The sequence below is a fragment of the Rhizobium sp. UBA1881 genome (genome assembly GCF_002338015.1).
Lineage (GTDB): Bacteria > Pseudomonadota > Alphaproteobacteria > Rhizobiales > Rhizobiaceae > Rhizobium.
Window position 1 is genome coordinate 1 of the sequence record NZ_DDHH01000067.1, and the last position, 10974, is coordinate 10974.

At 60.9% G+C, this 10974-nt stretch carries 14 protein-coding genes and 1 tRNA gene; 9 read left to right on the forward strand and 6 right to left on the reverse strand.

What is annotated here, in order from left to right:
* Positions 1-164 precede the first annotated feature (164 nt).
* Entirely contained in the window at positions 165-1238 is a 1074-nt protein-coding gene (locus B3605_RS07650; RefSeq protein WP_112941751.1) for a D-Ala-D-Ala carboxypeptidase family metallohydrolase, read from the reverse strand.
* Positions 1239-1394: 156 nt separating this feature from the next.
* On the reverse strand, positions 1395-1835 hold the full coding sequence (locus B3605_RS07655) for a VOC family protein (RefSeq protein ID WP_018900357.1): 441 nt from the start codon (positions 1833-1835) through the stop codon (positions 1395-1397).
* 193 nt (positions 1836-2028) lie between these two features.
* Between B3605_RS07655 and B3605_RS07660 the strand changes: the two genes are divergently transcribed.
* Entirely contained in the window at positions 2029-2607 is a 579-nt protein-coding gene (locus tag B3605_RS07660) for a cold-shock protein (protein WP_018900358.1), read from the forward strand.
* Positions 2607-3086: a DUF192 domain-containing protein gene (locus B3605_RS07665; protein ID WP_112941750.1), complete on the forward strand. Its 480-nt coding sequence runs from the start codon at positions 2607-2609 to the stop codon at positions 3084-3086. The genes B3605_RS07660 and B3605_RS07665 overlap by 1 nt, the downstream gene beginning before the upstream one ends.
* Before the next feature lie 188 nt (positions 3087-3274).
* Here B3605_RS07665 and B3605_RS07670 read toward each other — a convergent pair whose 3' ends face one another.
* Complete coding sequence (locus tag B3605_RS07670; protein ID WP_018900360.1) at positions 3275-3499, reverse strand: alkylphosphonate utilization protein; 225 nt, start codon at positions 3497-3499, stop codon at positions 3275-3277.
* Positions 3500-3868: 369 nt separating this feature from the next.
* On the opposite strand from B3605_RS07670, the gene msrA reads away from it, so the two are divergent.
* Complete coding sequence (gene msrA / locus B3605_RS07675; RefSeq protein ID WP_112941749.1) at positions 3869-4381, forward strand: peptide-methionine (S)-S-oxide reductase MsrA; 513 nt, start codon at positions 3869-3871, stop codon at positions 4379-4381.
* Positions 4382-4463: 82 nt separating this feature from the next.
* On the opposite strand, the gene B3605_RS07680 is transcribed toward msrA, so the two are convergent.
* Positions 4464-4838, reverse strand: a complete 375-nt coding sequence (locus B3605_RS07680; protein ID WP_112941748.1) for a response regulator transcription factor — start codon at positions 4836-4838, stop codon at positions 4464-4466.
* A gap of 162 nt (positions 4839-5000) precedes the next feature.
* A complete protein-coding gene (locus tag B3605_RS07685) occupies positions 5001-6581 on the reverse strand; it encodes a PAS domain-containing sensor histidine kinase (RefSeq protein WP_296433490.1) in 1581 nt (526 codons plus the stop codon).
* Positions 6582-6833: 252 nt separating this feature from the next.
* Here B3605_RS07685 and fdhD point away from each other — a divergent pair, with 252 nt between their 5' ends.
* The 5 genes from fdhD to B3605_RS07710 all read left to right on the forward strand — a co-directional run bounded on the left by fdhD (position 6834) and on the right by B3605_RS07710 (position 9246).
* Positions 6834-7655 (forward strand): formate dehydrogenase accessory sulfurtransferase FdhD, encoded by an 822-nt coding sequence (gene fdhD, locus B3605_RS07690; RefSeq protein ID WP_112941746.1) that lies wholly within the window; start codon positions 6834-6836, stop codon positions 7653-7655.
* A 279-nt stretch (positions 7656-7934) separates the two neighbouring features.
* Entirely contained in the window at positions 7935-8096 is a 162-nt protein-coding gene (locus B3605_RS07695; RefSeq protein WP_162725179.1) for a hypothetical protein, read from the forward strand.
* A 40-nt stretch (positions 8097-8136) separates the two neighbouring features.
* Positions 8137-8655 carry a Dps family protein gene (locus B3605_RS07700; protein ID WP_112941745.1) on the forward strand — a complete coding sequence of 173 codons (519 nt, stop codon included), beginning with the start codon at positions 8137-8139 and terminating at the stop codon, positions 8653-8655.
* 191 nt (positions 8656-8846) lie between these two features.
* On the forward strand, positions 8847-9053 hold the full coding sequence (locus tag B3605_RS07705) for a hypothetical protein (protein WP_112941744.1): 207 nt from the start codon (positions 8847-8849) through the stop codon (positions 9051-9053).
* 10 nt (positions 9054-9063) lie between these two features.
* Positions 9064-9246, forward strand: coding sequence for a hypothetical protein (locus tag B3605_RS07710; RefSeq protein ID WP_162725178.1), 183 nt, complete (start codon positions 9064-9066; stop codon positions 9244-9246).
* 95 nt (positions 9247-9341) lie between these two features.
* Here the strand turns inward: B3605_RS07710 and B3605_RS07715 are convergent.
* Positions 9342-9418: transfer RNA gene (locus B3605_RS07715), tRNA-Pro, on the reverse strand.
* Between the two features lie 175 nt (positions 9419-9593).
* Between B3605_RS07715 and B3605_RS07720 the strand changes: the two genes are divergently transcribed.
* A partial coding sequence (locus tag B3605_RS07720) for a phosphoethanolamine transferase (protein WP_296433491.1) occupies positions 9594-10974 on the forward strand: 1381 nt, incomplete at its 3' end.

Here is a 10974-nt window from a genome sequence, read left to right on the forward strand (position 1 = left end):
TTGGATTCCCGCAAGCGGCAAGAAGTGATTTTTTGCAAAAAAATGACAAGAAATGCCAGCGTGTGGAAAAACACGCGTATTGCCTTGAAATCAAACGCCTAAACGCAAGCGCCGTCCGGTGCCACGAGAGGCAACGGACGGCGGTGAGTGGAGTGAGCTTGATATCAGAGCGCGCGCGCCACGGTAGCGGATGGCTGTCGGCCGCCGCAGCCCCAGTTCCAGTCGCGGTTGCGGCCGGTGTCGAGATGGATGGAATCGGTGTGGCAATAGGTGCCGACGCCACCGCGGTCGGGCAGCGACCTGATGTAGGCGGCGATATCCCATTTGGAGACGCCGTCGATCTGGATGTCGGCTGCATCGCAGCTCATGTGCATCGATTCCTCGGCGCCGCCGACCATGCGGTTGTGTTCGGGATCGCGGTAGCCCGATGTGACGACCACAGGCTTGCCGAAATGGGTCTCGACCGCCTTGATCACCTTCAGAAGGTTCGGCTTGAAGCAGCCGACCTCGACCTTGTCGTTCTGCAGATGCAATCCGTTCGGCGCGACGCGCGTCATGCCGGGGAGCGACGCCTTCTTGATCAGGCCGGAGAGGCTGGTGAGGAGGTTCTGCTTCGGCGCGGCGTAGAGCGCGTTCATGCTCTGGCCGGGAAGATATGCTGTCGCCAGCGAGGCGGTCTGCACCGGATCAACCCTGGTGCTGGTGTTCTGCGAGGATTGCTGCGGCTGCAGTGTCTGCTGCTGCGGCGCCTCCTCGACCGGGAGCTGGCTCGAATAGACGCTGGAGCGCGTTGCGCCGACGCCGGTCGATGGCTGCAAGGTCGTCGAGGTCGGGTTGTTCTGGATCTTCGGCTTGACCGAGAAGATGCTCATCGCCTGGGCGTTGATGCCGGTCGATTGCATGGCAAGGCCGCCGATATTGGCGGGAGCCATGGCTTCCGGTGCTGCCGATGCCGGCTGGCCGGGTGCTTGTGCCAGATTGGCGGCTTGCGCGCCGGGAGTATTGGTCATCCCGGAGACGTTCGTCATCCTTGGGTCGTGGTAGCCGGCCTGCTGGGTGCCAGCTGTCGGTGCGGCGTTTGCGGCCATTTGCTGATCCTGCGCGGGCGCGGGTTCGGCGGCAGCGGATGCGAGCGCGTCGACGGCGGGCTTGTCGGACACGCAGCCCGACAGCGCCAAAGCGGAGGCGGCGATCAGAAGTGCCGCCTTGATGGGCGTGCGCTTTTCAACAGCGAGCAAGCGAGCATTCTCCAAAATGAAGGCGAGGGGGTGTGCAAAACGCGCGTTTCCCCTCGAGTCATCCGGAGAGTGCCCGCAGCAAAGTTGTGCGGCAAGGACGATCCGGACGCAGTGGCCGGAAATCGAAAAAGCCGCAAGCCTCGCAAAAGCCTCGGCTTACCAGGCGCCGGTGTTGCCCATCGATGCCCATGGCTCGGCCGCTTCCAGGCTGCCGCCCTTCTGCAGAATCTCGATCGAGATGCCATCAGGCGAGCGCACGAAAGCCATGTGTCCGTCGCGCGGCGGGCGGTTGATGGTGATGCCGTTGTCCATCAGCTTCTGGCAGGTTGCGTAGATGTCGTCGACCTCATAGGCGAGGTGGCCGAAGTTGCGGCCGCCGGTGTAGTCCTCGGGGTCCCAGTTATAGGTCAGTTCCAGGCAGGGAGCGCCCTTGGCGGTGGCGTCGGCCTTGTCGCCGGGGGCTGCCAGGAACACGAGGGTGAAGCGGCCCTTCTCGTTGTCGATGCGGCGGGTTTCTTCGAGCCCGAAGAGGGTCGCGTAGAAATGGAGCGATGCATCCAGATCCTTCACGCGGACCATGGTGTGGAGATAACGCATTCTGTTTCCTCTCTAAATGCTGGCGTGCCCCTTATGTGGCGGAACGTCAGGTTCAGGCAAGACTAGGGGGTAAGATTGGCAGCTGCGAATAAACGAAAAGTAGGGCTTGCGCTAATCCGTTACCAACATGTTAATCTTGATCTCAAGAATCAGTTAACCGTAACAGTGTGACGCGTATTGAGGGGCTGGCGAAATGGCTGACAGGATTTCATCGACGGAATTCACTGACCTCGAACAACTCGCGGGCGATGCGGTTGACCTCATCGAAATCACCGGTGTCGTGAAGTGGTTCGACGTCGCGAAAGGCTTCGGTTTCATCGTTCCCGACAACGGCATGCAGGATGTGCTTCTGCACGTAACCTGCCTTCGCCGCGACGGTTACCAGACCATCCTCGAAGGCACGCGCATCGTGGCACTCATCCAGCGCCGTGACCGCGGATACCAAGCCTTCAAGATCCTCTCCATGGACCAGTCCACGGCGGTTCATCCGTCGCAGTTGCCGCCGGTGCGCACCCATGTGCAGGTCACGGCGACGAGCGGTCTGGAGCGCGCGCTGGTCAAGTGGTTCAACCGCACCAAGGGCTTCGGCTTCCTGACGCGCGGCGAGGGGACCGAGGATATTTTCGTGCATATGGAGACGCTGCGTCGCTTCGGGCTTACCGAGCTTCGTCCCGGCCAGGTTGTGCTCGTTCGCTTCGGCGATGGCGACAAGGGTCTGATGGCAGCCGAAATCCATCCGGATGCGCCGACGCCTGTGAGCCGGGCGCACTGATGAACATGGTTTCGCACCGGATCAGAAGCGCCTTTTGGGCGCTTTTTTTCATGCTGGCGCTGCCGGCATTCGCCCAGTCCGTCGTCAAGTTCGACAAGGAGCCGCTGGTCATCGAGACGACGGCAGGACAGAAGTACAACTTTACCGTCGAGATTGCCGATACCAACGAACAACGCCAGCGCGGGCTGATGTACCGTCAGGACATGGCCGCCGACGCGGGCATGATCTTTGATTTCGGCGCGTCGAAGCGGGTGCAGATGTGGATGGAAAACACGGTTCTGCCGCTCGACATGCTGTTTGTCGATCGCGCGGGTATCGTTCGCGGCGTCAAGCAGAATGCGGTGCCGTATTCCCGCGACATCATCGATTCGGTGAGCCCGGTGAAGTACGTGATCGAGCTCAATGCGGGAGCTGCCGCCAAGCTCGGCCTTAAGGCGGGCGACCGGGTCACCAGCCCGACGATCACCAAGTACAAGTAGTCCGAGAGCGGCTACCGTCTCGTTCTTGCTAACATAAAAAAGGCTCGTCCCGCGGTATCGCCAGGACGAGCCAAGTTGTACGGTTATGAGCGACGTGCAGGAAGCTCATGAACAGACAATAGCGCGGCGCGCCGTCGCCACATTGATCTGCATCAAACGTTGCGATCTGGCACAGATATCACTGCTGCCTACGCCTTTTTGAGGAACTCCGTCTTCAGCACCAGGCCCTTGACCTGCTTGGTGTTGCATTCCACTTCACCGGGGTTTCCGTTGAGGCGGATGTTCTTCACCAGCGTTCCGCGCTTGATGGTTTCCGATGTGCCCTTGACCTTCAGGTCCTTGATGAGCGTGACGGAATCGCCGTCGTTAAGCTCGGCGCCGTTGCTGTCTCTTACGATTGGTTCGTCGGTCATTATGATCTCGCTTTTCTAAATTGCTTGTTGGATATGACGGGTATGGCGCGCCTGCGGTTCCCGTTACGTGATGCATGTCACGTTGGGTTATCGAGCCTGCGCCACGCAACTTATGATGCTTCCCTAGAGGCTGGAGCCGCCAAAGTAAAATCAATTGGTTGGACACGGTCTTTGATCAGCGCTGGCTGAATGTCTCGCTGCTGATATGAGCGCGCCGATCATGTTGGACTGGCAAAGATGACGTCGAATCCCTATCTGTAGGGCACGCGGCGAGTTGCCTTTGCAGGTGGCTCAGGCAGGATGGGTGGAGACATCCGGGACTGCCGCCCGATGAATTCCGTAACGAACCTCAGGGAATGGAGATATTCGATGACTATCGAACGCGCAGTGCTTGCAGGCGGTTGTTTCTGGGGGATGCAGGATCTGATCAGGCGCATGCCAGGTGTCGAGACGACGCGCGTGGGTTACACCGGCGGCGAGGTCGCCAATGCGACCTATCGCAATCACGGCAACCACGCCGAGGCGATCGAGATCCTCTTCGATCCCGCGAAAACCAGCTATCGCGACATTCTGGAATTCTTCTTCCAGATCCACGATCCCTCAACGCCCAATCGCCAGGGCAACGATCTCGGCCCCAGCTACCGCTCGGCCATCTACTACGCCAATGATGAGCAGAAGCGCATCGCGGTGGATACGATCGCCGATGTCGACGCATCCGGCCTGTGGCCGGGCAAGGTCGTCACCGAGCTCGCGCCAGTCAGCGATTTCTGGGAGGCCGAGCCGGAGCACCAGGACTATCTGGAGCGGATTCCGAATGGCTATACCTGCCACTTCGTCCGCCCAGGCTGGAAGCTGCCGAAGCGGCAATCTTCCGCGGCTTGAACGAGAGCCACGCCCTTACAGCGCCAGGTCGAGAGACCTGGCGTTTTGCGTTTCAGGCCACGCGCCACGGTGGCTGCCTCCGTCAGGTCTTGGGTTGAAGCGCCGATTCGAGACAGGCGAGGAGGTGCTTGATATCGACAGGCTTGCCGAGAACTGCGAAGGCGCCGCCATCGAGCGCCGCCGACCGGGTTCGGTCGTCGCGATAGGAGGTCATGAAGATGATCGGCGGTCTCGACGGCGTCTTGTTCAGTTCGGCCTGCAGCTCGATGCCGCTCAGGCCGGGCATGGAGACGTCGAGAAGCATGCAGTCGATCGAGGCGCGATCCTCGTAGGCCAGGAACTCCTCGGCATTGGCGAACAGCAGGCTTTGGTAGCCGCAGGACAGGACAAGATCGTCGAGCGCCTCCCGGATGGCTTGGTCGTCGTCGACGATGGCGATGGTGGAAATGTGGGGCAAGAGAGGGACCTATGGGTATTCCGGTACGTTGATATTTCGGACTCGGATGCTTGCTTGGTTCCTCTAATATGCGCGCCGATACCGCGAAACGGTATCATACAAGGGTTTAGGTTGTTCACGTCCGCCGCGCGTTGAGCGGGACGCACAACCGGATGCGGGCGTTTACAGATGCGGATCCTCGATCGGTAGCGTCATCTTGAACACCGCGCCGCCATCGGGATGATTGAAGCCGTCGAGCTTGCCGCCGCGGCTTTCCAGCGTGCTGCGGCAGATCGATAAGCCCATTCCGAGCCCCTCCGCCTTGGTGGTGTAGAAGGGCGTGAAAAGCTTCTCCATCCCCTCGGGGCTAATGCCCGGGCCGCTATCCCTGACCGACACGCCGACCATGCCATCGGCTGGCTGGATCTCGACGATGATCTCGCGGACAGGGCACTTGGCGCCGTTGATCGCCTGGATGGCGTTGGTCATGAGGTTGATCATCACCTGCTGGATCTCCACCCGCACGCTCTTGACCTGCGGCACGCCTTCGCCCGGGCGAACGGTCACCGCGATGCCGTCGCGTTTCAGGTCGTGCTCGACCAGCGAGCGGGTTTCGTCGATCAGCGTCGACAGGTCGATCCACTCGGCTTTGCTTTCCTGCTGGGTGAGGAGGTTGCGGGTGTTGTGGATGATGTCGCTGGCGCGCTGCCCGTCGCGGATAATGCGTTCGGCGGAGCGGCGGATCGCCGAGAGATCCGGCGGGTCGCGATCCAGCCAGCGAATCAGCGTCTGCGCGTTGACGGCGATGGCGCCGAGCGGCTGGTTCAGTTCATGCGCCAGTGAGGCGGAGAGGGCGCCGATGGTGGCCGCTTTCGACGCCTTGGCGAATTCGGCGCGGGCCTCGACCAGTGCTGCTTCCGTCATCTCGCGCTGGGTGATGTCGACCATGCCGACGACCACGCGGTTGAAGGCGGCGGTGTCCTCGGGAAAACTGATGCTCAAAAGCACCTGCCTGATTTCGCCGCTGTCGGTCGTGATCCTGCCCTTGCCTTCGAAATAGGGCTGGCCCGTGAACATCGCATTCATCAGATGCAGGAAGGTCTTGTCGCCGGAGGCGATGAAATCGGCCATCGATTCTCGCGAACCGCTGTTGGCGGATGTCCCGACCAGCTCACGGGCCGCTTCGTTGGCCGCGACCGTGCGCAGCAGGCCGATGCAGTGGTCGATGATCTCGGGGTGCCGGCGCGCGTGGTCTTCCAGATCGGTAACGCCGGCGGCCTTCAACTCCGACAGGTAAGCGTGCAGCCGCGAGTAATCCCGCTCCCAGAGCGCGACGCGGGCGCCATCGAAGATCGAGCGATAGCGGGCTTCGCTTTCGCGGATTTCGGCGTTTCTTTCGATCAGCTCGGCGCGGAAGGCATCGTTTCGCAAGAGCAGGGCCATGGTGATGGCAAGCGCCGCCAAGGCGACCGCGAGACGAATGAAGGTCTGCAGGTCAGGATCGGGGCCGTGGGTCAGGAAATAGGAGAGGACCGTCAGGAAGATGCAGACGATCGACGTCAGCAGCAGTCCGGTGCGGGTCAAAATCTCCGAGCCAAGCAGGAGAGCCATGACATAAAGAACCGCGATCGCGCCTTCGATCTCGGTGAAAGTATCGATCACAAAGACGATCGCCATCAGGAAGGCTGATATCAGCGCGACGGTGACACGATGGCCCGTGCCACCACGTTGATTGAACAGCACACCGGCTCGTTCCGCGCTCATGATAAGATCCCCATCTACCTTGGCGCGCATGATAGCGATCGCGACCGTCATTCTAACCTATACATAGGTGTCGTTTGCGCAAAAGGTGTTTTGCCTTTTGTTTCAGGTGATTGACCGTATTTGCAACCGACCCGGCTGGTGCTGGCCGCAGGCGGCCGTTCTTTGACGAGGACAGACCGGCCGGTCCGGGCCTATAGTGCGTATCGAGCGGACCACCATCCGGCGATGCCGCGTTGTTCAGGGAAGAGCAGAGTGAATATCAGTTTCGTCGATAGCCGAGCGAGTCATGAAGCAGTGCAGACGATCGCCTTTCGGGGTGGTGTTGCCGCGCCCGCGACGCGCAGCGTTCCCGAGGAAGTGGCGATCGCCTTTTCCTACGGTGGCAGCTCGCATGCGGTGATGATGGCGACGCCGGATGATCTCGTCGATTTTGCCGTTGGTTTCAGCCTCACCGAAGGGCTGATCGACACGGTCTCGCAGATCGAGGCGATCGAGATCGTTCAGGACGAGGTTGGCATCGACGTGCAGATCGCGCTTGTCGACGATGTCGAGGAGAAGCTGCGTGCGCGCCGGCGGCACATGATGGGGCCGGTCGGTTGCGGTCTCTGCGGCATCGAATCGCTGGAGCAGGCCGTGCGCACGGTTCGGCCCGTGCTGTCCTCCGATCTCACGATCACGCCTGATGAAATCGCACGCGCAGTGGCGAGCCTCGGCGATCACCAGCAGCTCAACCACAAGACCCGCGCGGTCCATGGCGCCGGGTTTTTCGTGTCGGGGAGCGGGCTTGTGGCGGTGCGTGAGGATGTCGGCCGGCACAACGCGCTCGACAAGCTCTGCGGTGCCGTCGTCGGCTCGGGCGTTTCCGGCGGCAGCGGCGCGGTTGTCGTGACCAGCCGGCTTTCGATCGAGATGATCCAGAAAGCCGGGTTCCTCGGCAGTCCGATCTTGATCGCGATTTCGGCGCCGACTGCCTATGCCATTCGCACGGCCGAGGAGGCCGGGATCACCATGATCGCCGTTGCGCGCGGAGAGGATTTCGAGATCTTCACGCATCCGCACCGGGTGATTTTCTAGGTCCACCCCAAAAAGGAAAGACCGCCCCGGGGGTACGGGGCGGTCTCTGGCGGATCCGGGGGAGGGATCCGCGTCTTCGATGCGGGGGCGGCATTGAAGACAGGTAGCGTGCGGCGCTACCGCCTCACGGAGGGGACGTGAGGCATAGGAGAAAGCTACTCCCTTGCCATCCGCTCCATAACTATACTTAGGTGTGGCCCGACTAGACGACCATAGAATAGGCCGACCAAAGAAGGCCGCCTAAGCTCCAGCCATATTCACCGGAATGGAGCCGATCCCATGTCGTCGTCCAAGAAGACGTTTTCCCTGGCAGCCAAACAAGTCGTAACCAGCCAGTCGGCGCAGCTGCCCGACGTGGAGCGGCCGAAGCGGATCGCGATCACCGTCCACACCAACGAGACGCGCCTGCCGGTCCTGCTGATCGCGCCGACCATCCACTGACCCCGCCCCATTCACACCCCATCATCAGGAGACACCGACCATGACATATCAACCCGCATCCAGAATCCAGCGTGCAGCGCTCGCCACTCCGACCGATCTCTCCTCGAACGCCACGACCGATATCGCGGCCGCGCTGACCGCGCTGCTTGCCGATGTGTTCGTGCTCTATATCAAGACGAAGAATTTTCATTGGCACATGTCCGGCCCGCACTTTCGCGATTATCACCTGATGCTGGACGAGCAGGGCGAGCAGATCTTCGCCATGACCGACGACATCGCCGAGCGCGCCCGCAAGATCGGCGGTACGACACTGCGCTCCATCGGCCACATCGGGCGCCTGCAACGGCTGCTCGACAACGATGCTGATTACGTGACGCCAGAGGACATGCTTGCCGAGCTGCGCGACGACAACAAGCAGCTCGTGGGCCTGATGCGCCAGCTGCACGAGCTGACATCCGAGCATAACGACGTCGCGACGACCAGCCTTCTGGAAAACTGGATCGATGAAGGCGAGCGCCGCGCATGGTTCTTGTTCGAGAGCACACGCCGCGGCGCGTAAGCTGAAGCGACTATCCGACGCCAACCATCCCTGGCCTTGCCTGTCGGGGATGGTTTTCTGATTCGTGCTGGCAGAGCTCATCGGAGCTGAAATGCCACATACCTTGGTATGGTTGCAGCTAAACCCCAATAGGATTTCGAGATCGCCGGCCCCGCCCTAGGCTCCTCTCATGGAACGAAAGGGGATGCGCCATGACCAGCCAGGCATTTTGCGACAGCGCGGCAAGCCAGCCGGTATCCGGACAGACACGGGCATTTCCCTCGATGCCGCTGGAGGCACTGCTCGATGCGGATCCGGATGCGTCGCTCTGGGAACGTCTCTACTGGCAGTTCACGCTGCCGACGTTCCTATCCACCGCGCTCAGCGGGCTGCATGAGGATGGCGGTGGACAGACATAAGGAGGAGACGGTGATGATGAACGAATGCAAGCCGCTGGTCGAAGTATCAATTCAAAGGGATGGACGGCGGATTCCGCTTGGGATCATGAACGTCGCGCAAGCGCTCGAGCTGCCGCATCGTCAGGACTTTGTCTTCGTCCATCTCGCGGGCAAGGCCGGCGGTTCTCTTGGCGGGTTGCCGCAAAGCCGGTAGCGACGCGCGCCGCAGCTCTCACAAGGCATTTGCCTTGCTACATCGATCGATCATATTTTCAGGGAAATTTACCAGCTATTTCAGCATGGTGATGATGGTCGGAGTGGAGAGATTCGAACTCCCGACCCTCTGGTCCCAAACCAGATGCGCTACCAGACTGCGCTACACTCCGTGCCAACGAGGAGCGCAATACACGGTTCGATCATGCGCTGCAATAACTAAAATCGTCTTTTCACAAGGATCGGCTCTCTCCTATCCGTTCAGGTTGGTGTCAGTATCGAATGCCATCCCCCGCGGCTTGGTCGCTCGGCATCTTTGCCGGGCATGCGGTTTCAGGATGGGTAGACTTGGAAGACACGGTTTTAGCGGAGCCCAGCGAGAGCTTTCGGCCGAAGATCGGGAGCGTGACGCTATCGGTGCTGACGGCGATCTATATTCTCGTGGTGGCCAACCACACCTTCTGGACCCGCGCTTTCGGTTATCTCTCCTCGGCCCCCGTTGCCTTCGCCGCCTTCGTGATCGGCATTTCGACGCTGACGATTGCGGCGCTGACGACTTTCTCCGTAAAATACCTGACAAAGCCTGCGCTGATCTTCTTTTTGATGGTGGCGGTGGTGTCGTCTTGGTTCACGGACCAGTTCGGCGTGATCATCGACAAGGAGATGATCCGCAATGCGGCGGTGACGACGCAGGCGGAATCGGCGCATCTGATCACGCTGTCCTTCCTGCTGCACATCCTGCTCGCCGGCGTGTTGCCGTCGCTGTTCATCATCTGGGTCAGGGTCGTTCACAAGCCGTTCCTGAAGAAGTTCGTCTGGAACATGGCCGTCATCGTGCCGTGCCTTGGTATCACCATTGCGGCTGGGCTCGGATTCTCGCAGACCTATGCCTCGGTCGGGCGTCTCCACAAGGACCTGATGCTGACGCTCAACCCCTTCGTTCCGATCGGCAGTGCCGCGCGCTTCGCCTTCGCCTCGGAGGATGACCGCTATATCGTGCGCCGGCCGCTCGGTACGGATGCGCATCAGCGCACGGCGAGCGCCAATGGTAAGCCCCGGGTGACGATCATCGTTGCCGGCGAGACGGGCAGGGCGCAGAATTTCTCGCTCGGCGGCTACCCGCGCGAGACCAATCCCGAGATGAAGGCGCGCGGCGTCATCTACTATAAGAATTCGACGAGCTGCGGCACCTCCACGGCGGTGTCCTTGCCCTGCATGTATTCGGTCTATCCGCGGGCGGACTATACGCACCGCAAGGGCCTCGAAACGGATAACCTCACCGATATTCTCGGCCACGCAAAGGTCGACGTCGAGTGGTGGGACAACGATACCGGCAGCTATGGCGTCGCCAACCGCATTCCCTATCGCTTCCTGCCCGATGCCGCCGATCCGCGCTTCTGCACGGATGGCGAATGCCTCGACACGGTGCTGCTCGACAAGCTCGGCGACTGGCTCTCGAATGTGAAAAGCGACAGCGTTCTCGTGCTGCATCAGCTCGGAAGCCACGGGCCGGCCTACTACAGGCGCTACCCCGACGATTTCCGCCGCTTCACGCCGGATTGCCGCACACCCGAATTCGGCGCCTGCAAGCCGGAGGAGGTCGTCAATGCCTATGACAACACGATCCTCTTCACAGATCACGTGGTGGCCAAGGTCATCGACAATCTGAAGAAGCACCAGGACAGGATTTCGGCTTCGATGCTCTACGTCTCCGACCATGGCGAATCGC